Origin of the sequence: Thalassospira sp. MCCC 1A02491 (assembly GCF_001613785.1) — a bacterium.
GTDB classification, from domain to species: Bacteria; Pseudomonadota; Alphaproteobacteria; order Rhodospirillales; family Thalassospiraceae; genus Thalassospira; species Thalassospira povalilytica.
In genome coordinates, this window is sequence record NZ_LPVX01000016.1 from 21,181 (window position 1) to 46,029 (window position 24,849).

A 24,849-nucleotide genomic window follows, 5' to 3' on the forward strand; every position below is an offset into this window, starting at 1 on the left:
TTATGCACCTTCCCCGACTACGAAACCGGACAGTTTGGCAGCCGCAACCAGCGCGCCCCCGGTCACAAGGTCGGCCGCCTTGGCAAGATCAGGCGCCATATAGCGGTCTTCCTTGACGGTCGGGATATCCTTGCGCACGGTTTTAAGGACGTTCTGAAGACCGGCACTGGTTTTAAGCGGGGCTCGGAATTCAACACCCTGTGCGGCACAGATCAGTTCAACACCAAGGATATAGGAAAGATTGGCATTCATCTTTGCCAGACGGCGTGCGCCGTGGGCGGCCATTGATACATGGTCTTCCTGATTGGCACTGGTGGGTGTGCTGTCGGTCGAGCACGGATTGGCAAGATGCTTGTTTTCACTCATCAGGGCGGCTGTTGTGACCTCGGCAATCATCAGACCGGAATTCAGGCCCGGTTCCGGGGTCAGGAACGGCGGCAGATCGTGCGAAAGCGTCGGATCAACCATCAGGGCCACGCGACGCTGGGCAATTGCGCCGATCTCGGCAACGGCAAGGGCGATCTGATCGGCGGCAAAGGCCACCGGTTCGGCGTGGAAGTTCCCGCCCGAAACAATGCGCCCGTCTTCTTTCAGAACCAGCGGATTATCGGTAACCGCGTTGGCTTCGATCTCAAGCGTCTGCCCGGCAAAGCGCAGCAAATCCATGGCGGCGCCGGTGACTTGCGGCTGGCAACGGATACAATAAGGGTCCTGAACGCGGGTATCGCCTTCGCGGTGGCTTTCGCGGATTTCCGAACCTTCCATCAGATCGCGCATCGCACGCGCCACATTGATCTGGCCGGGATGACCGCGAAGAGTATGGATTTCATCAACCAGCGGGGCGGTCGAACCCATGATCGCATCGGTCGAAAGTGACGCGGTGACGATGGAACTCGCGGCATTGCGCCATGCCGAAAACAGCCCGACCAATGCACAGGCGGTTGAAAACTGTGTCCCGTTGATCAGGGCAAGGCCTTCTTTCGCACCCAGAACAACCGGGTTCAGACCAGCCTTGGCAAGGGCTTCGTCACCGGGCATGGTTTGGCCATCATAGACCGCTTCGCCCGCACCGATCATGACGGCGGCCATATGGGCCAGCGGGGCCAGATCGCCCGATGCGCCGACCGATCCTTGCGACGGGACAACCGGGGTCACACCGCTTGCCAGCATGCCTTCGATCAGTTCGATCAGGTCCCAGCGCACCCCCGATGCACCACGCCCAAGTGACAGCAATTTCAACGCCATCATCAAGCGCGTCGTGGCGATATCAAGCGGTTCACCCACGCCGCAGCAATGGCTCAGGATCAGGTTGCGCTGAAGGGTTTCGGTATCCTTGGCGGCAATCTTGACCGATGCCAGTTTGCCAAACCCGGTATTGACCCCGTAAACCGCATCCTCGCCTTCGGCAGCGGCACGGACCATGTCGCTGGCGGCCTCGACACCGGCCTTTGCCGACGGATCAAGTTTGACGGCAATCTGGTTGCGCCAGATATTTTCAAGATCGGCAAGCGTTGCTGCGGCGGGCGTCAGGGTTACGGTCATTTTGCATCCTTGTCGAATACAGGTTGTGGGGCGTTTCGTTTGTCTTATTCGGCTTTGCGGGCGACGGTCTCGCCGCCGAAAATTCGTTCAAACAGCGGGTTGAACCCGATGCGATAGGAAAGCTCGGCCGGGTGTTCGATATCCCAGATGGCAAGATCGGCACGAAGACCCGCCTTGATCTGTCCGGTATCGGAAAGGCCAAGTGCGGTTGCGGCATGTTTGGTCGCACCGCAAAGTGCCTCTTCCGGGGTCAGGCGGAACAGGGTGCAGGTCATGTTCATGGTCAGAAGGATCGACATCAATGGCGATGTGCCCGGATTGCAGTCGGTGGCAACTGCCATCGGCACGCCGTGCTTGCGAAAATCGGCAATCGGTGGCAACCGGGTTTCATGCAGGGTGTAAAATGCACCGGGCAACAGGACGGCAACCGATCCCGATTTTGCCATCGCCCTGGCGTCGTCTTCGTTGGCATATTCAACATGGTCGATTGAAATTGCACCATATTCGGCGGCAAGTCTGGTGCCTCCGATATTGGAAAGCTGTTCGGCATGGAGCTTGACCGGAATGCCAAGTTCGCGCGCAACGTCAAATACGCGTTTGATCTGATCGGGGTTAAAGGCAATGCCTTCGCAGAACCCGTCAACCGCATCAACCAGTCCTTCTGCGTGGGCGGCGCGCAGGGCGGGGATGCAAACCTCGTCGATGTAACGATCAGGTTCGCCCTTGAATTCGGCCGGGGTCGCATGGGCGCCAAGGAAGGTGGCTTTGATCCGGACCGGACGCAATGTCGCGATTTTGCGGGCCGCGCGCAGCATGTTGAGTTCGGTGTCTCGATCAAGGCCATAGCCCGATTTGACTTCGATAACCGATACCCCTTCGGCCAAAAGGGCATCAACCCGTGGCAGCGCGGTTTTTACGAGCTGGTCCACATCGGCCTGGCGGGTGGCGGTGACGGTTGAAACAATGCCGCCGCCAGCGCGCGCGATTTCTTCGTAGCTTGCCCCTTCAAGGCGCATTTCAAATTCAACCGCGCGGTTGCCGCCATAAACCACATGGGTATGGCAATCAATCAGGGCCGGGGTAATCAGGCGGCCTTCAAGGTCGCGGGATGCTTGCACAAGATATTTGGCGGGAACTTCATCATTGCTGCCGACCCAGTCGATCAAGCCGTCCTGAATGGCAATCGCACCACATTCAATCAGTCCGTAGCGATTATCATCCGTGATTGTGACGACTTTTGCATTTCTGAGCAGCATGCGAAGGATCACCCCTTGATAAGTCCGTTATTAACGATAATATGTCTGCACATAATATTTCTGTCAAGACGGGTATGGATTATGACGCTTCTTTGGGCAAATCAGGCACTTACCAGCAATGGCTGGGCGCAGGACGTCGCGGTAGAGGTCGATCAATCGGGCAAAATCAGCAATATTAAAGCCGATTCACCCGAACTGGCATCGACCGCCGATCATCGCGTCGGGGTTTTGTTGCCCGCTATCGCCAACCTTCATAGCCATGCCTTTCAACGCTCGATGGCGGGTCTGACCGAAAAACGCGGGCCGGACCCGCGCGATACCTTCTGGACGTGGCGTCAATTGATGTTCCGCTTCCTTGATCAGCTGACGCCTGATCATGTCGAAGCGATTGCGGCTTTCGTGCAGATGGAGATGCTGGAGGCCGGTTACGCCAATAATACTGAATTCCATTATCTGCATCACCGTCCGGGCGGGTATTTGTATGACAATATCGGCGAGATGGCCGAACGCATTGCCGCGGCTGCAAATATTACCGGTATAGGTCTGACACTTTTACCGGTTCACTATCAGTTCGGGGGCTGTGACAAGCGCCCGCTGGGACCAGGACAGATCCGGTTTGGCAACGATCCCGAGCAGTTCGCCAAATTGTATGAGGAATCGGTTCGCGCGGTCGCAAACCTGCCCGCCGATACCCGTATTGGCGTTGCCCCCCATTCCCTGCGCGCGGTTGGCCGTGAAGACCTGATTGCGACGACCAAGCTGTCCAAGGATGGGCCGATCCATATGCATCTGGCCGAACAGGTAGCCGAGGTCGAAGAAGTCGAGGCATCCTGGGGCAAGCGCCCGGTCGAGTGGCTTCTGGAAAATGCCGATGTAAATGTAAACTGGTGCCTGATCCATTGCACCCAGATGCAGGAACATGAAACCCTTGACCTGGCAAAGACCGGTGCGGTGGCGGGGCTTTGCCCGATCACCGAAAGCAGCCTTGGCGACGGTATCTTTGACGGTGTGCGTTATCTGGGGGCTGGCGGGGCGATTGGGGTCGGATCGGATTCCAATATCCGGATTTCGCTTTCGGAAGAATTGCGGACACTCGATTACAGTCAGCGCCTGCGCGACAAATCCCGTGCGGCCCTGGCAACACCGGAAAAATCCACCGGGCGGCGTTTGTATGATGCGGTGGCACAGGGCGGCGCACGTGCCGCCGGGCGCGATTGCGGACGGATCGAGATTGGTGCACTGGCCGATCTGATGGCGCTGGATGGCTCGGCTGTTGACCTGATCGGCCGGAAAGGCGATACGATCCTCGATACATATATCTTTGCCGGAGATGATCGCATGGTGCGTGATGTCTGGTCGGCCGGTCGCCATGTCGTGACCGAAGGCCGCCACATTGCCCATGACACGATCACCAACCGGTATCGTAAGGTGATGGAACAACTCAAGGAAGTGGTGTGAGCGCTTCGGAACAGACAAACTGGCAATCGGTCCATGATGAGGTTTTGCGCCGCATCCATACACGCGAATGGAAGCCCGGCGATCAGATCCCCAAGGAAGTCGAACTTGCCGAACAGCTGGGTTGCGCGCGTGCCACGGTGAACCGGGCGCTGCGCGAACTGGCCGCCGAAGGATTCCTTGATCGCAGGCGCAAGGCAGGCACACGGGTTGCCACCCATCCGGTCCGTCGTGCAAAGCTTGATATTCCGGTTATCCGTCTTGAAATCGAAGGCCGTGGACAGAAATACGGCTATGGCCTGTTGCTGACTGAACGCCGCACGCCGACACCGGAAATCTGCGCCAATCTTGGCGTCAGTGCCAAAAGCGACATGCTCCATATTTCGTCGCTGCATCTGGCCGATGGCAAACCCTATATGTTTGAAGAACGCTGGGTATCGATCAACACCGTTCCGGAAATTGTCGATGCCGATCTGTCAAAGATCAGTGCCAATGAATGGTTGGTTCTGCATGCCCCGTACACCAAGGGGGATATATCATTTTCCGCCGTGCTGGCATCCGAACTGGAAGCAAAGATATTGCGCACCCATGCCGGCGCGCCCCTGTTTCTGATGGAACGGACCACCTGGGAAAATGACGCCGGGATCACATCGGCCAGATTGCTTTTTGCGCCGGGCTACCGCATGCATTCGGCCATCTGATTTGCCGCAAATGCTGGTATCAGTTTCCTTGCCCTCTGCCGTTGTTATGACGGCCCGTTTGATTTCCGACAATGGCAAAGCGTTGCAGGTCGGGTGCGCGGCAGTCGCCATGGGGCGAGTGTGCTGGTCGTGATGCCATCGGTCCGTAAAATGCCGGGCCTCTGAGATAGTGGCAAGTTGCCGGATCATTGGCGGTTTCCGTGGCTTGGATGCTGGCTTTGCGCGCCCGGTTGGCGGGTGATACAGGGCCCGTTCGGCAGACAGAAAATCTGAAAACCCGGATCGATTAATCAGCGTTGCCCGATATTGGCGATTTGACAGCCTTGCATATTCCGCGTAAATGCAAACAATTCGCAATCGCTTTTGATCGCGATGTTTGACTGGTTTGTGGAATGGTTGCGACCCTGTGCGATAACGAACTTCTGACCGTGTTCATTGCCCGTCGGCATGAACTGGTGAAGTATGCGCGCGCAATCGTCGGTGATCAGGCCTTGGCCGAAGACATTGTGCAGGATGCCTATTTTCGGCTCGAACGCGCCCAGCAGGTCAAACTCGATGCCAAGCTGGACGAGCCGGTTGGTTATATTTTCCGTATTGTTCGCAATCTTGCCATTGATGGCCGTCGCCGGATCGGTCGTGAAAATGCCCTGATCCACGGGGATGGCACAGCATCAGCAGAAATGGTCGCCGAAGACACCCCTGATCCCGAAGAAAAGGCAATCGCACGCGGTGAATTGCGTCTTCTGGAAAAGGCATTGGCCGAGTTGCCGGAAAAATCGCGCATCGCACTTGAGATGCATCGTTTTGGCGGCTGCAAATATGCGGAAATCGCCCAACGCCTTGATGTTTCTATCGGAACTGCGCATTCGCTTGTTGTTGATGCGATCGAACACTGCAAACTGTTTCTGGCAAAAGGGAGATAGACGAGGAAAATCTGTCGGAAAATTTGAAAATCCGACGGGTGCCATTCGTTTATTGGACAGGAGAGAAATAAAAATGTGCCAGGACATGAAAGATACCCGCAAACAGCACCAAAAAGGTGCCTTGTGTCCTGTTGACACATGGAGAGACACAACGCCATGACGGAATTGACCCATCCCGGTTCTGCAAGTGAATGGATCGCCCGCCTGTCCGAGGATCCGGACAACGCGACCTTGCGCCGCGAACATGATGAATGGCTGGAAGCCAGTGCGCAAAACCGTGCCGACTGGGATGAGACCCTGCGCGTCTGGCAGATGCTTGAAATGACAGTACCGGTCCATAGCGCTGAATGGGAACTGTATCAGCAGGACAAAACCCCGCAACAAGACAGAATTTCACCCGCGCGTCAGTTACGCCCGGCAGATCACGCCGGTGCAGTCACCGGGGATAGTGTGGCCCGGATCAGCCCAGCATCACCGGAGCGCGCGCGGCGGTCATTTGTGCGGGCACGTACTTTCATCGGCATGTCGGTTGCGGCATTGGCGGCCTGTTTGCTGGTGGTGCTGATGCCCGGCTGGCTGACACAGTTTGAAGCGGATTATGCGACCGCAACCCACGAAACCGGGATTTATACCCTGCCGGATGGATCAAGACTGCATCTTGGGCCGGAAAGTGCGGTGGCATTTGATTTTTCAACGGATCGTCAGGTGACCTTGCTTGACGGGGAGGCGTTCTTTGAGGTTGTCCCGATGACTGAACGCCCGTTCACGGTGCAGGCACAAGGTATTAGGACCACGGTTCTGGGAACCGCGTTCAATGTGCGCAGCAGCGATTATGGTGTTGATGTTGCCGTCGAACATGGGCGTGTGCGCGTTGATGGCGACGCGCTGGGGGACGGGGCTGAATTGCAGGCCGGGGATGTTGCCCATATTGGCCCTGCCGGCGATGTCACGCGGCAATCGCTGTCGCCGGCACTGGTCGGGGCATGGCGAAACGGTCAGTTGATCGCCAAGGATCGCGCCTTTGCCGAAATGGTTGAAACGGTTGACCGCTACTATGATGGATGGGTGGTGATTTCGGATGCCGATTTGGCGCAAAAGCCGCTGACCGGGATTTATGATCTGCAAAATCCGAAGGCCGCCCTGCAGGTCATGGCCGATGCCCAGGGGGCAGAAATTCGCGAAATTTCGCCGTGGCTGATGGTGATTTCCCGCCGATAAAACAGGGGTTTGCGCGTTTTTTTCGTAAAAAGACGAAAATAAATTTGAAAATCGAGAACGCCCGCATCGTTGCTTGGTTAGATGGTGAATTTAAGTCGCATTTGCATTTCACCGGAATGTAAAACATACCAAGCGGAGAATATTGATGATGGGGGTTCAGTTGTCGGTCGTTAAGGGGAACTGGCGAAATCGCCTTGCGGTGACGACCGCGCTGTCAATGCTGGCACTTCAGGGGATGGCCACAGAGGCAAAAGCATCCGGCCTGCCAGCGACGGAGAAAAATCAGGAAGTTTCAAACCAGGAAATCGCACAGGCCGACGCCGTTCGCAGCTTTGACATTGAACGTCAATTGCTTGCCGATGCGCTGGCACTGTTCGGCCAGCAGGCTGGTGTCCAGGTTTCTGCAAATGGTGATCTGGTGCGCGGTGTGCAAACGCCAGGTGTTTCGGGGGATCTGCGCACCGAAGATGCGTTGCAGCGTCTTCTGGCCGGAACCGGGCTTTCCTATCGGATCGGATCGAACGGGGCGATCACCATCGTCAGTACCGCACAAGGTGATGCGGATGGCGCGACATCGCTCAGCCCGATCCTGGTTGAGGCAAATACCCATACCGATGACCACATTGGCGCGGCAGACCGCGCACAGTCGATCTATGTCACGCCCGAGGATTTTGAACGCCGCAATCCCCAAGACGTCAAGGACGTGTTTGCCGGCCAGTCCGCCGTGTCGGTTGGTGGATCGGTGCCGTTGAACCAGAAACTTTATGTCAACGCGATCGAGGAAACCAATCTTGCCATCAGCATTGATGGTGCGCGTCAGAACAACAAGGTTTTCCACCACAGCGGCACCAACCTGATTGACCCAAGCCTGCTTAAGGCCGCACGTGTTGATCCCGGCGTTGCCCCGGCAGATGCCGGACCGGCGGCACTTGGTGGTGCGATTGTCTATGAGACCGTCGATGTTGCCGATGTGCTGGAACCGGGTCGTTCGCTTGGCGGGTTTGCAAAGGCCAGCTACGACACCAATGGTGAAACCTTTACCAACGATCTGGCATCCTATGGCCGTGCCGGTGGTTTTGAGCTTCTTGGCTATTTCAAATGGGCCAAGGGCGATGATTACGAGGCAGGTAACGGCGATCAGGTTCCCGGTACCGAAGCCGATATGCGATCCGGGCTGATCAAGTCGGCCTATGAAGCACAAAGCGGTCACCGGTTTGAATTTTCCGGCGAACAGGTACGTGACCGTGCACGTCGTCCGTACCGTGCGAACATGACGGATCTGACCAACCGCGATCAGCCGGACGAGCTTGGCTATGACATGCGCCGGCGCAACTTTACCTTCAATTACGGGCAAAACGGTGCAGATGGTCTTTGGGATCCCAAGGCGGTTCTTGCCTATAGCGAGACCTATCTGTACGCGCCGCTGACCGAACAGGGTCGTGGCACCACCGGCAGTTTTTCCGGCAAGTTTGAAAATGATTTCAATCTGTCGGAACGCGATACGATTACGACCGGTGTCGATTTCTATCACGACACGGCCGAATATGACGGCCCGACGTCAGACCGCGAGGAAGAGGCAACCAATTTCGGTGGATATGCCCAGGCACGTCTTCAGCCGCTTGATCCGCTGCGTCTGTCCTTTGGTTTGCGCGGCGACAGCCAAAAATTTGTCGGTCTTGACGGCACCGAAATTGAAAATGAAGGGCTGAGCGGCAATGTCGCCGCCGCGGTTGATGTCACCGAGTTCCTGACCATCAATGCCGGTTATTCCAATGTCTGGGGCGGGATTGCACTGGCGGAAAACTATGTGATGAACCCGGCCTGGGATTACAGCAAGGGCGTCAAACCGGTCCGTGCGGAAAACTACACCACCGGATTTGAAGTTCAGCATGAAGGATTTTCGTTCAATGCCGGCATTTTCCGCAGCACATTTGACAATGCGCGTGATCCGGGCTGGAGCACCGGACCGTCGGTCGTCGTTGATTTTGAAACCCGGGGCTACAACCTTGGTGCCGGATATAACTGGGGTCCGGGCTTTGCGCGGGTAACCTATACCGACAGTGAAATCACCCTGAATGGCAGCCCGGCGGATTCAGATGGCACACAGTATCTTGGTGCACCGTTGGGTCGGGTCATTGCCCTTGAAGCAGCCCATATGATCGAAGGCATTAACCTGACCATCGGGGGCACGATTGATGCGGCGTTGAAAAACACCGATACCGCCGATGCCGGTGGCACAGCCCAGGAAGCCTATGAAGTTGTCGGGCTTTATGCCGAATACAAGCCCGAAGCGGCCGATTACCTGACATTCCGGATCGAAGCCAACAACATTTTTGATGAAGAATATGCCGATCGCGGAAGCTATGGGCAGGACTTCACCAATGTGGTCCCGCTTTATGAGCCGGGTCGTTCGTTCCTGCTGATGGCAAAAGCACAGTTCTGATCTTGCCAAAAGATAACCGGTCTTGCCGGGGCAGCGTTTGCTGCCCCGGATTTTGCTATTTCAAGGGTGGGTCATGACAGTTGTTCTGAAATCCTTATCTGTTCTGTTCTTCTTGATCGTGGCGATGACGACTGCGCGCGCCGAAACGATCGAGGTCACCGATCTTGCCGGGCGCAAGGTCACTATCGAATTGCCGGTCACGCGCCTGGTAATCAGCGAGGGACGCTATATCCCGTTGCTGGCATTGTTGCGCCCCGATGATCCGGTTGCCGGGATTGTCGGTATGATGACACCGCTGAGCTGGACCCATCCCGGACTTGAAACACAGCTTTATGAACGCTTTCCGCGGGCTGCGGACATTCCGTTGTTCGGGGGGCGCAATGAAGACAGCATTTCGGTGGAAAAGATCATTGATCTTGCCCCGGAACTTGCGATTTTCGGCCTGAATGATCATGGGCCCGGTGCAAAGAATGCCGAATTGATTGACCAACTGACCGCAGCGGGAACGAAGATCGTTTTCATCGATTTTCGGGCCGACCCGCTGCATAACACGTTGCCGTCGGTCAAATTGCTGGGGCAGCTTTTGGGCGCGGAAAAGCGGGCCGCGGAATATAGTGCATTTTATCAGCAACGGTTTGACCTGATCAAACAGCGTGTCGCCACGGCCAAAACCCGGCCGACCGTATTTTTGCAAGCCCATCCGGGGCGGTATGAATGCTGCTGGGGGATGGCTGACGGGATGCTTGGTCCGTTTGTCGGGATTGCAGGCGGGCTTAATATTGCCGATGCGGTTGCCCCCGGACCCACAGCACAACATACAGCCGAGTTTCTTCTGGTTGAAAACCCCGATGTGTGGATCGGGACGGCGTCGGGCATCTATGAGGAATTCATTGCCGGTGCAGAACCGGTCGCACTTGGCCCGGGCATGACGCGCGAAACGGCGTCTGAAAGCTTGACGCGCTATTTGTCCGCACCGGAATTTGCCGCTCTTGACGCGGTTCGAAACGGCCGGGCACACAGCATATGGCACAATTTCTATAATTCTCCGTTCAATATCGTCGCACTCGAAGCCTTTGCCAAATGGATCCATCCCGATCTTTTTACCGATATCGATCCGGTCGATACCTTGACCGAAATCTATGAGAAGTGGCTGCCATTCGAATTGAACGGCGTTTACAGCGCAACGGTTGATCATCAGAAATGAGTGTCGGGGAAACGTCGCTTTATCAGCGTTTCGGAACCATCCAGAAACGGCGGGTTCTGACGGTGGCGGGGCTTGCAATCGGGCTTGTTGCCATGCTTGCGCTGGATCTTTGGGCGGGCCCGGCGGGGCTTGGCTTTGGCGATATTGTGACCGGGCTTTTCTGGCCCGATCAGCTTGATCTGAGGCCGCGTATCATTTTGTGGGATGTGCGCCTGCCCGATGCGTTGATTGCGCTTGCGGTCGGGGCGGCCCTTGGACTGGCGGGGATTGAAACCCAGACCATTCTCGATAACCCGCTGGCCAGTCCGTTCACGCTTGGCGTGTCATCTGCCGCGGTATTGGGCGCAAGTCTTGCGATTGTTGTGGTTCCGGTCGTGCCATTGGTGGGCGAGACAGCGGTTCTTCCAGTGATGGCGATGGTCTTTGCGCTTGGATCGGGGGCCTTGATCCTGATGATTGTGCGATGGGCGAACGGGGCACGCGAAACGGTGGTTCTGTTCGGGATTGCGCTGGTGTTTCTGTGCAATGCGCTGACCGCGGGTTTGCAATATCTGGCCAGTGCAGAAGCGATTGCACAGATCGTTTTCTGGACCATCGGCAACCTTACGCGGGCGGGCTGGATTGAGGTCGGGCTTGTCAGTGCGTGTTTTGTGTGTGTCCTGCCATTTTCGCTGCGCCATGTCTGGGTGATGACATTGTTGCGCGGTGGTGAGGCCCACGCACGCAGCATGGGGATCAATGTCGGTCGATTGCGCATGTGGGTGATTTTGCGCGTGTCGGTACTGGCGGCATTCGCGGTTTGCTTTGTCGGCGCAATCGGTTTTATCGGCTTGGTCGGGCCCCATATTGCGCGGCTGTTGCTGGGCGAAGATCACCGGATGCTGGTGCCCGGTTCGGCATTGTGCGGGGCCTTGATACTGTCATGTGCGTCATTCCTGTCAAAGGCGCTGATCCCCGGTGTGATCATTCCGGTCGGTATTCTGACAGCGGTTGTCGGGGTTCCGGTGTTTCTTGGTCTTTTATCCGGGCGGAGGCATCGGGCATGACGGTATTTGGTGCAACCGGTATCACGGCAAAATATGGTCAGGTCACGGTACTTGACCAGGTTGATCTTCCGACCCTGAATGATAACGAGGTTCTTGGCCTTTTGGGGCCGAACGCGTCGGGAAAATCGACCCTGATGCGTTGTCTTTCCGGGGAAAAAAGCACGATCGGGCACATCACGATCGATGGGCGAACCCGTGCCGAGATGGGCCATGACGGATGGCATCACCGGTTGGCAAGCATGCCGCAATCGCCGCCAAACCCGTCGGCGCTTTTGCCAACCGAACTGATGTGGAGTACGGCACGCGCGCTTGATCTTGATGTTTCGGACCGCGAACTGGCCGATCAGATCGAAGGCATTTTTGCGCGGCTCGGGCTTTCGGAATTTGCGTTGTCGCCTTTGCATACCTTGTCCGGCGGCAAGCGGCAGCTGGTTGGATTGGCGCTTGCGCTGATGCGTGATCCGGATGTCTTGTTGCTTGATGAACCGACATCGGCACTTGATCTGCACTGGCGGATGGTGGTGCTTGATCTGGTGCGTGAACGGCTTTCGGATCGGGGCGGTGTGGTTGTTGCGGCGTTGCATGATCTTGATCTTGCGGCGCGCTATTGCGACCAGATCGTGCTGTTGCACGGCGGAAAGATCATTGCATCTGGCGGTCCGCAACATGTCCTGACACCTGCGAACCTGGCACGGGTTTACCGGGTGGAAACACGTGTGACCCTTGATTGCGATGGACGACCGCTGGTGCAGGTCATCAGGCCGCTTCGGGATGGTGAAGCGGCCTGATCAGATTGGTCTTTTCGGGTTTTATGCTCGTTTAAGGGTGCTGTCGCCGCCGGTCGTCAGGGACTGTGCATCATGCAGGCGGCGATAGGCCCCGTCTTTGGCCAGAAGGGCGTCGTGGCTACCCTGTTCGGCGATGCCGTCTTGGGTGATGACAACGATGCGGTTGGCATTGCGGATGGTGGCAAGGCGGTGGGCAATGACCAGGGTCGTGCGCCCCTGTGCCAGTTCATCAAGCGATTGCTGGATGGCGCGTTCGGTTTCGGTATCAAGGGCCGAAGTTGCTTCGTCCAGGATCAGGATCGGCGGGTTTTTAAGGAAAATCCGCGCAATCGCAACGCGCTGTTTCTGACCGCCGGAAAGCTTGACTCCGCGTTCACCAATTACGGTATCAATCCCGTCGGGCAGGGTCGCAATCAGATCATCAAGACGGGCCCGGCGTGCCGCATCGACGATTTCATCATCGCTGGCTGTCAGACGGCCATAGGCGATATTTTCGCGCAGGGTTCCGGCAAACAGGAAGACATCCTGTTGCACGATGCCGATCTGTTGACGCAGGGATTTCATGGTGATGTCACGGATATCGCAGCCATCAATCATGATGCGGCCACCAGTGACATCGTAAAAGCGCGGCACCAGCGAACACAGGGTGGTTTTCCCCGCCCCGGACGGGCCGACAAAGGCCACGGTTTCGCCGGCTTCGATCGCGATATTGATATTGTTTAGGATGGTGCGATCGGGGCTATAGCCGAAATCGACATTTTCAAACACCAGATTGCCCCGCAAAACAATGTCATCACGTGCGGTTGGCCGGTCGATAATGTCGGGCTCGGTTGCCATCAATTCCTGATAATTGCGGAAACCGGCAATGCCCTTGGGATAGGTTTCAACAACGGCTGCGATCTTTTCAAGCGGCTGATAAAACACATTGACCAGCAGCAGGAACCCGACAAAACCGCCGATGCTCAGCCCGCCGGTCACGACGTAATAGGTCCCGGCCAGCAGGATCACCACCTGAACAATGCGCATGCCCAGATAATTGATGGCAAGGCTGATCGCCATGATGGCATAGGCCTGAAGTTTGACGGTGCGATATTGTTCGTTGTCCTTTTGGAACAGGGCGCGTTCATGTTCTTCGTTGGCAAAGGCACGCACAACGCGAACACCGCCGACATTTTCCTCGATCCGGGCGTTGAAGGCGCGCACCCGGCCAAACTGGCTTTGCCAGTTGCGGGTCATATCGCCGCCAAACCGCACCACCAGCCACATGATCAACGGGGCAATGGTCATGGCAATCAGTGCAAGTGGTACATGCACCATGAACATCAGGATCAGCGCACCGACAAAGGTCATTACCGCGACAAACAGGTCCTCGGGGCCGTGATGGGCGACTTCACCGATTTCTTCGAGATCCTTGGTCACACGGGCGACCAGATGGCCGGTTTTCTGGTTGTCATAGAACCGGAAAGACAGCTTTTGCAGATGATCAAAGGCACGCCGGCGCATTTCCGTTTCAATGGTAATGCCCAGCACATGCCCCCAATAGGTGACAACCGCCATCAGACCGGTATTGATGACATAGACAATCAGCAAGCCGATTGCGGCAAGAACAATCAGAAACCAGTCCTGTTTGGGCAGCAACACATCGACGAAACCGGCAACCGCGACCGGAAATCCAAGCGCAAGAACGCCCGACAGAACCGCACAGCCGAAATCAAGCATAAACAGGCGTTTATGGGGCAGGTAATAGGAAAAGAATTCTTTGATCATCAAGGGGATTCCAAGAAAAAGTGGCCCCTTCTTCATATAGGAATGCTTCGCATTTTCATAGTCAAACTGTGCGAAACCGTGATGATCGTGCAATGGCCGGGATTCCTGAAATTACCGCCTGCCATCACCGGGACAGCAGGCGGTCATCAGATGCGTGGTGCGGCGGGTTTGGCGCTATTTCAACGCAACATAGGTTTGCCGGTCAAGGGTCGCGATGCGCACAGCACACGGGCAACCGGCCCGATCCCCGATCATGGCTTGAAGATCCCCGCCAAGGGTTTCAAGCAGATCCCGGGTGCGCTCGGGATGGGGCATGATATGCAATTCGATATTGATGGCGGGCTGATCGGCAAGACCGTAAACCGGGATCAGCGCCAATTGACAGGCGTTCGGGGCAACATTGAGCCGCTGGCACAGGATATCGCGAAGTTTGGGCAATGATCCGTGCAGTTCGGCCTGATTTTCGGTCCAGACGCTGTGATCGACATAAAGTTTGGCATTGGGCATGGGATTACCGGCGGTTTGAACATGGGGAATGGTTGAACGGTTTGGGCGCCTTTGCGACGCGGGGCTAATACAAAATCTGGATTTCCGGATCGATGACGACTTCAAGAAGCCTTGGACCGCTTTGCGCCATGAAGGACGCAAACCGGGCATCAAACTCATCAGATGACGTTACGCGTTCGGCCGGGCAGCCCATGCCGCGTGCAAGTTCGACAAAATCAAGTCCCCGAAGTTCGATCCCCGGCACATCGCGCACCTGCAAAACCTTGCTAAAGGATCGCATCGCGCCATAGCCCCCGTTATTAAGGATAATCACCGCAAGATCCTGATCATGCTGAACCGCAGTCCAAAGGGCCTGGGGCGAATACATGAATGATCCGTCACCGATCAGGCAAATGACCTTTTGATCGGGTTGGGCAAGCCCGAAGCCGACCGCACCGGGCAGGCCATAACCAAGCCCGCCGCTGGCCATGGTAAAGAAGCGGTTCCAGTTCGCAATACGGACATGATCCTGCAAGGCGGGGCGCACGGATGGGGTTTCTTCAAACAGAACCGTATCGTCGGTCATTTCCTGACCAAGGCGATGCAGGAAATAATCAGGCGAAATATGCGTGCCGCGATCCGGAACAGCCGGTTTCGGGCGGGCAAAAGGTTCGCTGCGTGCCGGGCGGGCATCAATCAGATCAGCCAGCATCGGTAACCCGAATGCAAGACTTCCGACGATACTGGTACCAAGCGGGGCCGAAGATGCGGCATCGGGATCGGTGGTCAGATGAATGATCGTAGTGTCACTGTCGAGCAGATCGGACGGGCCGGGCACGTGATAGGTAAAGACCGGTGCCCCGACAGCAATCACCAGATCATATTTGGTCAGGGTGCTTGAAACCTTGGCCGGGGCGGCGGGCAGGAACCCGGCAAACAGATCGTGATTTTCGGGGAATGTAACCCGTGCAGCAAAGGGGGCGGCATAAACCGGGGCCTGAAGACGTTCGACCAGACGGACCAGCGCATCACCCGCACCTTCTTCGTCAACTTCAGCGCCAACCACAAAGGCAATCGATTTTGCAGATGAAATGGCAGTGGCCGCATCGGAAATCATGCGCGGATCAGGCGCGGTCTTCGACGATATCTGGCGCGGGGCAAGCGGTTTGCACCGCACGTTCCAGTCATCGGCAGGAACCGAAACAAAGGTCGGACCATAAGGGCGCTGCATCGCAATCCGGTAGGCATGGGCAATGGCGGCGGGCACATCTTCGGCCCGGGCGGGTTCGATGCTGTATTTCACATAGGGTTTCGGAAAATCGGCGGCATTGCTGGCACCAAGAAACGGCTGATTGGGAAGCAGTTCACGCGATTGCTGACCGGCAATGATCACCATCGGTGCCCGGTTGCGATAGGCCGTATAGACATTGCCAAGTGCATGCCCAAGGCCGGCGGCCGAATGGACATTGACAAAGGCCGCCTTGCCGGTGGCACGCGCATAACCGTCAGCCATGCCAACAACCGATGCTTCATGCAGGCCCAGCACATAGCGAATATCCTCAGGCCAGCGATCGAGCATGGCCAGTTCGGTTGATCCCGGATTGCCAAAAAACGTATCGACCCCGACAGAACGGAAGAAATCGAACGTTGCTTCGCGAACGGTTGTCCAGTCACCGGATTTTCGGGCGTTAAGTGAAGATGGCATGCGTTGGCATCCTTGGCTGCGATGAGGTGGCGAAAAGGGGCCGGTTGCCCATACGGATCGGCAACCGGCAAACTGGATCGATCAGGTCAGATCAAGACGTGCCTGACCCGATCAGAAGCGTGAAAATCAGACCCTGTCAGGTCAGAACGGATAATGCTGATGGGGATCTTCGATGGTGATCCAGCGCAGTTCGGTGAACTGTTCCATGCCCTGCAAACTGCCGAACTTGCCATAGCCCGATGCCTTCACCCCGCCAAATGGCATCTGGGCTTCGTCCGCAACCGTCGGGCCATTGATATGGCAGATACCCGATTCAATGGCATCGGCGACACGCATCGCACGGGTGATATCGGATCCGAACACCGATGCCGACAGGCCGTAGGCATTGTCATTGGCCAGTTCGATGGCGTGATCGGCATCGCGGGCACGCAGCACCGCGACAACCGGACCGAAACTTTCATCCCGGTAGATGTCCATATCCGGTGTGACCTTGTCGACAATGGTTGCCGGCATGATGGTGCTGTTTTCAGGAACGCCGCCCGATGCAATGACAGCCCCCTTGCGCGTCGCATCATCAACCAGATGACGCACCCGATCGATGATGTCGCGATCAACGACTGATCCCAGAATGACATCCTGCTTGGTGGCATCCCCGCAGGTCAGGGATTTGGCCTTTTGGGCGAAGCGGCGGACAAATTCATCGGCAATGCTGTCATCGACAATGATGCGCTCGGTCGACATGCAGATTTGCCCCTGATTAAGGAAGGCCCCGAATGCGGCGGCATTAACCGCGGCATCAAGATCGGCATCTTCAAGAACAATCAGCGGCGCCTTGCCACCCAGTTCAAGCAACACGGGTTTAAGATGCTTGCCGGCCTGTTCGGCAATGATGCGCCCGACCCGGGTCGATCCGGTGAAATTGATCCGTTTGACATCGGGATGGGCAATCAGAGCCGAGACAACCTCGGGCGCGTCATCGGCGGAATGGGTAATGACATTAAGCACCCCCTTGGGCAGGCCGCCGCGCTGGAAAACTTCGGCAATCAGGCGGTGGGTATGCGGGCAGCGTTCGGATGCCTTGAGCACCACGGTATTGCCACAGGCAATCGCCATGACAACCGCACGCACCGCCAGAATAATCGGCGCGTTCCAGGGTGCCATGCCCACCAGTACACCAACCGGGCGGCGCACCGACATGGCAAGAGAGCCCGGCTTGTCGGTCGGAATGACTTCACCCTTGAGCTGGGTGGTCATGGCGGCAGCTTCGCGGATCATGCCCGATGCAACTTTGACATTGAAGCCAAGCCAGACCTTGGTTGCACCGGTTTCCTGTGCGGCGATCTGCATGAAGTCGGCAACAGCAGCCTGAAATTCTTCGGCAACCTTGAGCAGGATGGCGCGCCGTTCCGACGGGCCGGTTTTCGACCAGGTCTTGAACGCGTCGGCCGCGGCCTTGACTGCAAGGTCGACATCGCCACTTTTGGCTGCGGGTGCGGTTGTCACGACCTCGCCGGTGACGGGGTTCTTGCGATCAAACATTTCATTGCTGATCGATTGGGTCGGGGTGCCCCCGATAAGCATGTCGATATTCATTGCGATTTCCTTCCCTGTGCTGCGCAAATTCGGTGTTGCAGCGTTTTATGATGGTTGATGTGCCGGGTGTTTCATGCTGTGCGTCATCCCGATCAGGTTTCGGGCACCAGAATGAAGTCAAATTTCGATACCCATTTTGTGACGCCATCCGGGTTGGGTTCGAACGGGGCAACAAGGGTTTCCTTGACGCCAAATACCGTGTCGGATGCCAGATACGGGTCGTCCCCTACAAAGGTGTGGGTCACCAGTTTCTGATATCCCGGTGCGGTAACCAGAAAATGGGTATGGGCCGGGCGAAACGGATGGCGTCCAAGGGCAGCCAGCATCTTGCCAACCGGGCCGTCATCGGGGATCGGGTAGCTGACCGGTTTGATACCGACGAAACTGTATGCGCCGTCCGAACCGGTGACGAAGATGCCGCGATTGTTCCATTTGGGCTGACTGTCAGGTTGCTGGACGTCGTAAAAGCCATCGGCATTGTCCGACCAGACATCAATTTTAGCCCCTTTGACCGGATTGCCATCCAGATCAAGAACCCGCCCGGTAAACAGGCAAGGTTCGCCTTTGCCATCAAGCGAGATGCTGTCGCCCATCTGTCGGGCCGGCGCGTCCTTGACGTGGAAGGGACCGAAAACAGTGTTTTCGGTGGCACCGTCCGGGCGCCGGTTATTGATCGCATCGACCAGCATCGAGACACCGAGAACGTCGCTTAGTAGAATGTATTCCTGGCGTTCGGTGCTACAGATCTGACCGGTTTTGGTCAGAAACGCGATGGCGCTGTTCCATTCGTCTTCGGTCAGTTCGACTTCCTTGACGAAGGCGTGCAAATGTTTGACCAGTGCGGCCATGATGGTTTTCAGACGCGGGTCAATGTCATCGCCCATCCGGGCATTGACGGTCTGGGCTGAATTTTCTTCGGTGAAAAAGCCGGTCATGATGTGACTCCCGTTTCTGGACGAACCCCGTCATAGGCATTTTGCAGCAGGGCCCGAATGGCCCGGCGTTCGATTGCGACAGGATTCCAGTAGGGATTTTGCACAGCCAGATCAGCAACCCGGTCCAGATCAGGCTCGGCAACGCCAAGGGATTTCAAATCCGTCGGTGCGCCAAGTTTTCCGGCAAAATCAAAAAGCCCGCCGCCAGCGGTATCGCTGCCAAGAATGGCAGCAAGCGGGGCGAGTTTTTCAGGTGCAGCGGCTTCGTTATAAGCGGTGGCATGCGGAAGTATGATCGCATGGGTCGCCGCGTGCGGTAAGTTCAGGGTACCGCCAAGAGTGTGACAAAGTTTGTGATGCAAGGCCATGCCAACCTGTGCCAGCACCGCCCCGCATGTCCAGGCCCCGAACAGCGTGTTTTCACGGGCAACCAGATCATCAGGCGATGACACCACCACCGGAAGACCGGTGACAAAGGCCCGCAAACCCGAAAGTGCAAGTTCACTTGAAAGGCGGTTGGCATCGCGGGCGTAAAGGGCTTCGACCGCATGCGCCATGGCGTTCAGACCGCTTGTGACAGACATCGGAACCGGCAGGCTGCGCACAAGTTCCGCGTCATAAAGGATGGCTTCGGGCTGGACGCTTTCGGATTTCAGGGTCGATTTGACCCCGTTTTCGGTCTGCCCCAGAACCGGGGTTGCTTCGGACCCGGCATAGGTGGTGGGCAACACGATTTGCGGCAGATCGGTGTGATAGGCAATCGCCTTGCCCAGTCCGATCGTCGATCCGCCACCAATGGCAATCACGCAATCTGCTTTGGATTTCTTGACCGTTTCCAGCGCATCCCGGGTAATATCAACCGGCGTGTGCATGGTGGCGCGGGTATAAAGACCGGCTGCGCGACCGGCAAGCGTGTCAATAAGGGCTTCGCCCTGATCAACCTGTTCCGGAGTGGTCAGAACCAGTGGCCGTTTTGCCTTGATCGCATCAAGTTCGGGGCCAAGGTCGGAACGCCCGCCCTTTTGGAAACGGACCTGGACGGGGGTGCCTTGGCGGTCAAAGCCCACATTGAAAATCGACATGGATCACACCGCCTTTTTCTGGAAACCGGCGACATTGCGATACCCGGCTGCGACCTGTTCGAGTTCTTCGGGCGTGATCAGGTCTTCGATCCGGTCATCGGGGCCGGTGACACGTGATGCCGCGATATCAAGAACCCGTTCGGGGCCGCCCTGACGGTTGCTGAGAACGACATTGGCCGTAGCGGGACGACGGTTGTTTTCATAGGCCAGAAGCCCGTCGGGGCTGTTTTGTTGCCCCAGACATTCGGCCAGCATATGGGCATCAAGAATGGCCTGGCTGGCCCCGTTGGCGCCGATCGGATACATCGGATGGGCCGCATCCCCCAAAAGGGTCACCCGCCCATCGGTCCAGAAATCCAGCGGGTCGCGATCAACCATCGGGAATTCGGTGACGATGTCGGTTGCTTCCATGATGGCGGCGCAATTCATGTCCGCCATCTGGAATTCGCGAAATGGCGTGATGTAATCAATCGTTGCGCCGCGGGTCCAGTCGGCATCGTCAATGTGGCGCGGGCTGCTGTGGCGCAGTTCCGCCACCCAGTTTGTCAGTGCCTTGCCCTGTTTGCGCAGTTTTTCACTGATCGGGTAGGTGACGAATTTTACATCGTGATCCCCGGCAATCACCATGGTTTTGCCATCGCCGATCATGTCCATTTCAACAGCACCGCGGAACATCATGGTGCCTTCATATTTCAGCGGGCCTTCGTCGGGATGCATTTGCTGGCGGATTTGGGAACGCAGTCCTTCTGCGCCGATCAGGAAGTCGGCGGCAAATTCCGATCCGTCCTGAAACAGGACGGTCACCCCGTCGTCATTCTGACGATAACCGGTCGCCGGGATGCCGGTCTGAACCGATCCGGGGCCGACACGGTTATGGACTTCGGACAGCAACAGAAACTGCAAGGCACCGCGATGAATTGAATATTGCGGGGCGGGAAAGCCTGCTTCGACGCAACGCGGGTCGGACTGGATCACATGACCGTATTTGGTGCGATATTCGATGCAGCGGGTGCGAATGCCGGTGAAGTCAAGTTTGTCACCCAAGCCAAGATCATGCAGCAATTTCGACGAATGGGGCATGACATTGATGCCGACCCCCAGCGGTTTGATTTCCTTTACCGCTTCGAAAACTTTCACATCGAAGCCCTTGCGATGTAGATAAAGTGCCGCCGTCAGGCCGCCAATGCCAGCGCCCGCAATTGCAATGGTTGTCATGGATGTTCTCCCGATTTAGCTTGGTATGCCTTGTTTTTCTGACGAAAGAGTGCAAAGTCTTCCGTGCGCCATGTTGCGGTGATTGTTCCGCGACACGGGGTTTCGAACAAGCCACGCAACGGATTTAAAATTTCAATATTTCAACATTTGGATGGCCGATGACCCAGACGCATCTTGATCGGGAACGCTATGTTTTGGGGGATCCGTCCGATCATGTCGGCTTTTTGAATTGCGAACGTATTGTCGAGCGCAGCCATATTCACGGCTGGTCGGTCGAGCCGCATTATCACGAAGGTCTGGCCCAGATGTTTGTGTTTGGCGACGGACGGGTGAAGGGGCAAATCGATTATCTGTCACGCGACATCGTCGGGCCGGCCATTGTGTGGTTGCCCGCACTTTGCAGTCATGCCTTTGACTATCAGGTTGGCATGAATGGCTGGGTGATCACGGTTCCGACCATTGATGTGATGCGGATTGGCAAACATAACAGCTGGTGCCAGAACTGGATCGGGCGCCCGCAACTGGTTGTCGGGGCGTTGCATCGTGATCTTTTGACCGAGACGCTCGGACTGGTTCAGCAGGTTGAAAAGGAACATAAAAAACTGGGCGAGGAGCGCAATGTCGCACTCGAATCCCTGTTCATGTTGTTGCTGATTTCGCTTAATCGCGGATTGTCGGCCAACCCCGATTTCAATGATCAGTCATCGGGCCGCCAGCAGCAACTGGTCAACCGGTTCCAGACCCTGCTTGAACAGCACGAAACCGACAAGTTTTCGGTGGCCGATTATGCCGGCATGTTGTCGGTTACCACCACCCATTTGAGCCGCACGGTCAAGACGGTTACCGGCAAAACAGCCGGGGAAATGATCAGTGACCGCCTGTTGCTGGCTGCCAAGCGCAAGCTGGTTTTTTCCGATCTGCCGATTTCCGAGATCGCCTATATGCTTGAATTTTCAAGCCCGTCCTATTTCACCCGGTTCTTTTCCGCCCAGGCCGGGGAAACACCGCGCCAGTTCAGAACCCGGATGCGTGAAAGTTCCTGACCGCCTTGTCGGATGGCTGGTTAACTGGGGGCAAACGGGTTTGGATTGCGGGTGTTGGCGGGGGCATGCAGGACAGAGGGTTCTGCGCCAGAGACGCCGGCGCCGGAAGGGGCCAGTACGCCAGACCATTGGGTCACGCAGCCTGCTGCATCCGGGCCGATGGCCCAAACAGGTTTGGGGGTACTGTTATCCGTTTTTGGGGCGGGTACTGGCGCGTTTGATCAGTTGCGCACCAACCAGCACCTTGACCGCAGGGGGCATGGTGTCGGCATTGATCAGCTCATCAAGTACCGTGATCGCCATGCTGCCGATTTTGCGTTTGGACACATCAATGGTGGTCAATGGCGGATCGAGTGTGATGCTCATGGGAAGGTTGTCAAAACCGATCACCGAGACATCATCGGGCACCTTGTAGCCTTTTTCCTTCAGCGCCTTGGTAAAGCCATAGGCCATGATGTCATTGGCACAGAAATAGGCCTCGGCGATGTCATTGCCCAGGGCATCAACGCTGTCTTCATAGGCCGATGACAGCGTTGATCCGATCGACAGCACATGTTCAGGGGCCACCGGCAGGCCAAGGGTCGCCATATTGCTGATAAAGGCGTCCTTGCGCAGGGCAAAGTTCCGGGTCTGGGTTTCACTGCCGACATAGCCAATTTTAGTAAAACCAAGACTTTTTAGGTGCTCAAGAACGGTGTAAACCGCGTCGCCATTGTTCATATCGACAAAATTGGCTTCGACCAGATCATAGAAAGTATCAATAAAAACAATCGGTAAGTGCAGATCCTGGATTTTCTGAATGTCTTCGCGGCTTAATTCCGTGCCCAGGACGATGACGGCGGTCGCATCCGAGGTCGCGAGAATGTCGGTAATGTCGTCTGCGCTGACATTCTCGTAGCTCAGGACCTGTAATTTGTAGCCCCGACTCGTCGCTTCTTGCGACATGCCATCAATGTAATCGGAAATGAAGTGGCTGTGGTCGCGGTTAACCGTATGACCGTGCTTGGCAATCTTGAGAAACTTGATGGTTTTCTGGGTTGTTGCGCGTTTTTTCGGTGTGCGCGGCGTGTAGTTCAGGGATGACACGACCTCAAGAACCCGCGAACGGGTGGTTCCGGAAATTTCGCCTTTTCCATTCAGCACGAGCGACACGGTAGACGGCGAAACGCCTGCACGTTCGGCAATCTCTTTGATCGTGGTTTTATTGTTTTTTTTCATATGGTTGTCCCCGGGGTCCCGTCCCTGAATTTTTCTTGTTTAGTTTGTTTAATAAACATTCTGCACGGCGCAATGCAACCTTGCACTGAGTATTTTAGTGAAAGTGCCTGCTTGCCAACATAAAAATGAGTTGGTAGTTTTAGTCAACAAAACAAAAAATTTACTAAACGCATAAGGGAGGATTTATGCGTACCAAAGACGGGCATTTCACTGTCCTGGTGGCACTTATTGTGGTGCTCATGACAGCTGGCGCCATTGTATCTGGTGGGAACTATCTCTCATTGTTTAACTTGCAGTCGATGGCCGGTCAGGTGCCGGAAATCGGGTTGCTGGCGATCGGTGTCATGCTGGCAATGTCGGTGGGCAATGGCGGTATCGAACTTTCGGGTATTGCGCTTGCCAATCTGTCCGGCGTTGCTGCGGCAACGCTTGTTGCCGGTCACTTTTCGGCATCAAGCGACCCGGGCATGTTTTCGCTGTTCTTCATTCTGGTTGCGCTGGCGGTCGGGCTGCTGGGCGGTTTGCTGAATGGATTGCTGATCGCCTATCTGAAAATCACGGCGATCCTTTGCACCCTTGGTACGCAGATGTTCTTTATCGGACTGGCGGTGGTTCTGTCCGACGGGCGGTCGGTGCGTGTTGGTGCGCCAGGCCCGCTTTATGAAATCGGCAACGGGTTCCTGTTTGAAATCCCGATCAGCTTTCTTCTGTTTATTGCGGTTGCCTGTCTGATCGGTTTTGTTCTGCGCTATACGCCGTTCGGGCTGTGGCTGATGCTTAACGGATCGAACCCCAAGGCGTCCGAATATGCAGGTTTTCCGCAGAACAAGGTGATTATCGCGACCTATACGGTCAGCGGCGTTCTGTCATCGCTGGCCGGTATTATCATCGCGGCACGAACCATCAATGTGAAATGGGACTACGGCACATCCTATCTTCTGGTGGCCATCCTGATTGCCGTCATGGCCGGGGTGCGTCCGGAAGGCGGATATGGACGTGTTGTCTGTGTGGTCCTGTCTGCCATCGCCCTTCAGATGATGTCGAGCATGCTCAACTTCATGGGGCTTTCCAACTTTGTCCGCGATTTTGCCTGGGGTGCCTTGCTTCTTGGCTTCCTGGCCATCGGACGGTTCCGTCTGACGGACTTCTTCAGTCCGCAATTTCGCGCGGTCACGGCATCTGTGCAACGCCCTCAAGCACGGAAATAAAAACAAGGAACGAGGGCACTG

General features: G+C 56.3%; 20 protein-coding genes. 10 read left to right on the forward strand and 10 right to left on the reverse strand.

Going from position 1 to position 24,849, the window contains the following annotated elements; all coding sequences use genetic code 11:
- Nucleotides 1-1,542: a histidine ammonia-lyase gene (gene hutH, locus AUQ42_RS07020; protein ID WP_068518383.1), complete on the reverse strand. Its 1,542-nt coding sequence runs from the start codon at nt 1,540-1,542 to the stop codon at nt 1-3.
- Nucleotides 1,543-1,586: 44 nt separating this feature from the next.
- The gene (hutI, locus tag AUQ42_RS07025; RefSeq protein WP_068518384.1) at nt 1,587-2,798 is read right to left on the reverse strand and encodes an imidazolonepropionase; all 1,212 of its coding nucleotides are present in this window, start codon (nt 2,796-2,798) and stop codon (nt 1,587-1,589) included.
- 81 nt (nt 2,799-2,879) lie between these two features.
- Between hutI and AUQ42_RS07030 the strand changes: the two genes are divergently transcribed.
- From AUQ42_RS07030 to AUQ42_RS07065, 8 genes are all read left to right on the forward strand, one after another.
- Nucleotides 2,880-4,256, forward strand: coding sequence for a formimidoylglutamate deiminase (locus AUQ42_RS07030; protein WP_068518385.1), 1,377 nt, complete (start codon nt 2,880-2,882; stop codon nt 4,254-4,256).
- Nucleotides 4,253-4,954 carry a GntR family transcriptional regulator gene (locus tag AUQ42_RS07035; RefSeq protein ID WP_068518386.1) on the forward strand — a complete coding sequence of 234 codons (702 nt, stop codon included), beginning with the start codon at nt 4,253-4,255 and terminating at the stop codon, nt 4,952-4,954. Before AUQ42_RS07030 ends, AUQ42_RS07035 begins: the two co-directional genes overlap by 4 nt.
- A 392-nt stretch (nt 4,955-5,346) precedes the next feature.
- Nucleotides 5,347-5,877, forward strand: coding sequence for a sigma-70 family RNA polymerase sigma factor (locus AUQ42_RS07040; protein WP_068518387.1), 531 nt, complete (start codon nt 5,347-5,349; stop codon nt 5,875-5,877).
- 156 nt (nt 5,878-6,033) lie between these two features.
- Complete coding sequence (locus AUQ42_RS07045; protein ID WP_068518388.1) at nt 6,034-7,095, forward strand: FecR family protein; 1,062 nt, start codon at nt 6,034-6,036, stop codon at nt 7,093-7,095.
- A 145-nt stretch (nt 7,096-7,240) separates the two neighbouring features.
- Nucleotides 7,241-9,538: a TonB-dependent receptor gene (locus tag AUQ42_RS07050; protein ID WP_068518389.1), complete on the forward strand. Its 2,298-nt coding sequence runs from the start codon at nt 7,241-7,243 to the stop codon at nt 9,536-9,538.
- Between the two features lie 73 nt (nt 9,539-9,611).
- Complete coding sequence (locus tag AUQ42_RS07055) at nt 9,612-10,742, forward strand: ABC transporter substrate-binding protein (protein ID WP_068518390.1); 1,131 nt, start codon at nt 9,612-9,614, stop codon at nt 10,740-10,742.
- A complete protein-coding gene (locus tag AUQ42_RS07060) occupies nt 10,739-11,788 on the forward strand; it encodes an iron ABC transporter permease (RefSeq protein WP_068518391.1) in 1,050 nt (349 codons plus the stop codon). Before AUQ42_RS07055 ends, AUQ42_RS07060 begins: the two co-directional genes overlap by 4 nt.
- On the forward strand, nt 11,785-12,576 hold the full coding sequence (locus tag AUQ42_RS07065) for an ABC transporter ATP-binding protein (protein ID WP_068518392.1): 792 nt from the start codon (nt 11,785-11,787) through the stop codon (nt 12,574-12,576). The genes AUQ42_RS07060 and AUQ42_RS07065 overlap by 4 nt, the downstream gene beginning before the upstream one ends.
- A gap of 21 nt (nt 12,577-12,597) precedes the next feature.
- Here the strand turns inward: AUQ42_RS07065 and AUQ42_RS07070 are convergent, their stop codons facing one another.
- The 7 genes from AUQ42_RS07070 to AUQ42_RS07100 all read right to left on the reverse strand — a co-directional run bounded on the left by AUQ42_RS07070 (nt 12,598) and on the right by AUQ42_RS07100 (nt 21,359).
- Entirely contained in the window at nt 12,598-14,343 is a 1,746-nt protein-coding gene (locus AUQ42_RS07070; RefSeq protein ID WP_068518407.1) for an ABC transporter ATP-binding protein, read from the reverse strand.
- A gap of 174 nt (nt 14,344-14,517) precedes the next feature.
- Nucleotides 14,518-14,850, reverse strand: coding sequence for a hypothetical protein (locus AUQ42_RS07075; protein WP_068518393.1), 333 nt, complete (start codon nt 14,848-14,850; stop codon nt 14,518-14,520).
- A 64-nt stretch (nt 14,851-14,914) separates the two neighbouring features.
- Nucleotides 14,915-16,534 carry a benzoylformate decarboxylase gene (gene mdlC, locus AUQ42_RS07080; RefSeq protein WP_068518394.1) on the reverse strand — a complete coding sequence of 540 codons (1,620 nt, stop codon included), beginning with the start codon at nt 16,532-16,534 and terminating at the stop codon, nt 14,915-14,917.
- 141 nt (nt 16,535-16,675) lie between these two features.
- Entirely contained in the window at nt 16,676-18,127 is a 1,452-nt protein-coding gene (locus AUQ42_RS07085) for an aldehyde dehydrogenase (protein WP_068518395.1), read from the reverse strand.
- A 92-nt stretch (nt 18,128-18,219) separates the two neighbouring features.
- Complete coding sequence (locus AUQ42_RS07090; protein ID WP_068518396.1) at nt 18,220-19,062, reverse strand: intradiol ring-cleavage dioxygenase; 843 nt, start codon at nt 19,060-19,062, stop codon at nt 18,220-18,222.
- Entirely contained in the window at nt 19,059-20,144 is a 1,086-nt protein-coding gene (locus AUQ42_RS07095; RefSeq protein ID WP_068518397.1) for a maleylacetate reductase, read from the reverse strand. The genes AUQ42_RS07090 and AUQ42_RS07095 overlap by 4 nt, the downstream gene beginning before the upstream one ends.
- A gap of 3 nt (nt 20,145-20,147) precedes the next feature.
- Nucleotides 20,148-21,359 carry an FAD-dependent monooxygenase gene (locus AUQ42_RS07100; RefSeq protein WP_068518398.1) on the reverse strand — a complete coding sequence of 404 codons (1,212 nt, stop codon included), beginning with the start codon at nt 21,357-21,359 and terminating at the stop codon, nt 20,148-20,150.
- Nucleotides 21,360-21,517: 158 nt separating this feature from the next.
- On the opposite strand from AUQ42_RS07100, the gene AUQ42_RS07105 reads away from it, so the two are divergent.
- Nucleotides 21,518-22,402, forward strand: coding sequence for an AraC family transcriptional regulator (locus AUQ42_RS07105; protein ID WP_068518399.1), 885 nt, complete (start codon nt 21,518-21,520; stop codon nt 22,400-22,402).
- A gap of 186 nt (nt 22,403-22,588) precedes the next feature.
- Here AUQ42_RS07105 and AUQ42_RS07110 read toward each other — a convergent pair whose 3' ends face one another.
- Nucleotides 22,589-23,620 (reverse strand): LacI family DNA-binding transcriptional regulator, encoded by a 1,032-nt coding sequence (locus AUQ42_RS07110; protein ID WP_068518400.1) that lies wholly within the window; start codon nt 23,618-23,620, stop codon nt 22,589-22,591.
- 185 nt (nt 23,621-23,805) lie between these two features.
- Here AUQ42_RS07110 and AUQ42_RS07115 point away from each other — a divergent pair, with 185 nt between their 5' ends.
- Entirely contained in the window at nt 23,806-24,828 is a 1,023-nt protein-coding gene (locus tag AUQ42_RS07115; RefSeq protein ID WP_068518401.1) for an ABC transporter permease, read from the forward strand.
- The last annotated feature ends 21 nt before the right edge of the window (nt 24,829-24,849 follow it).

Excerpts from the sequence above, each read along its gene's own strand:
- hutH (WP_068518383.1), bottom strand. The coding sequence starts at position 1,542 with ATGACCGTAACCCTGACGCCCGCCGCAGCAACGCTTGCCGATCTTGAA.
- hutI (WP_068518384.1), bottom strand. The coding sequence starts at position 2,798 with ATGCTGCTCAGAAATGCAAAAGTCGTCACAATCACGGATGATAATCGC.
- AUQ42_RS07030 (WP_068518385.1), top strand. The coding sequence starts at position 2,880 with ATGACGCTTCTTTGGGCAAATCAGGCACTTACCAGCAATGGCTGGGCG.
- AUQ42_RS07040 (WP_068518387.1), top strand. The coding sequence starts at position 5,347 with ATGGTTGCGACCCTGTGCGATAACGAACTTCTGACCGTGTTCATTGCC.
- AUQ42_RS07045 (WP_068518388.1), top strand. The coding sequence starts at position 6,034 with ATGACGGAATTGACCCATCCCGGTTCTGCAAGTGAATGGATCGCCCGC.
- AUQ42_RS07050 (WP_068518389.1), top strand. The coding sequence starts at position 7,241 with ATGATGGGGGTTCAGTTGTCGGTCGTTAAGGGGAACTGGCGAAATCGC.
- AUQ42_RS07055 (WP_068518390.1), top strand. The coding sequence starts at position 9,612 with ATGACAGTTGTTCTGAAATCCTTATCTGTTCTGTTCTTCTTGATCGTG.
- AUQ42_RS07060 (WP_068518391.1), top strand. The coding sequence starts at position 10,739 with ATGAGTGTCGGGGAAACGTCGCTTTATCAGCGTTTCGGAACCATCCAG.
- AUQ42_RS07065 (WP_068518392.1), top strand. The coding sequence starts at position 11,785 with ATGACGGTATTTGGTGCAACCGGTATCACGGCAAAATATGGTCAGGTC.
- AUQ42_RS07070 (WP_068518407.1), bottom strand. The coding sequence starts at position 14,343 with ATGATCAAAGAATTCTTTTCCTATTACCTGCCCCATAAACGCCTGTTT.
- AUQ42_RS07075 (WP_068518393.1), bottom strand. The coding sequence starts at position 14,850 with ATGCCCAATGCCAAACTTTATGTCGATCACAGCGTCTGGACCGAAAAT.
- mdlC (WP_068518394.1), bottom strand. The coding sequence starts at position 16,534 with ATGCCATCTTCACTTAACGCCCGAAAATCCGGTGACTGGACAACCGTT.
- AUQ42_RS07085 (WP_068518395.1), bottom strand. The coding sequence starts at position 18,127 with ATGAATATCGACATGCTTATCGGGGGCACCCCGACCCAATCGATCAGC.
- AUQ42_RS07090 (WP_068518396.1), bottom strand. The coding sequence starts at position 19,062 with ATGACCGGCTTTTTCACCGAAGAAAATTCAGCCCAGACCGTCAATGCC.
- AUQ42_RS07095 (WP_068518397.1), bottom strand. The coding sequence starts at position 20,144 with ATGTCGATTTTCAATGTGGGCTTTGACCGCCAAGGCACCCCCGTCCAG.
- AUQ42_RS07100 (WP_068518398.1), bottom strand. The coding sequence starts at position 21,359 with ATGACAACCATTGCAATTGCGGGCGCTGGCATTGGCGGCCTGACGGCG.
- AUQ42_RS07105 (WP_068518399.1), top strand. The coding sequence starts at position 21,518 with ATGACCCAGACGCATCTTGATCGGGAACGCTATGTTTTGGGGGATCCG.
- AUQ42_RS07110 (WP_068518400.1), bottom strand. The coding sequence starts at position 23,620 with ATGAAAAAAAACAATAAAACCACGATCAAAGAGATTGCCGAACGTGCA.
- AUQ42_RS07115 (WP_068518401.1), top strand. The coding sequence starts at position 23,806 with ATGCGTACCAAAGACGGGCATTTCACTGTCCTGGTGGCACTTATTGTG.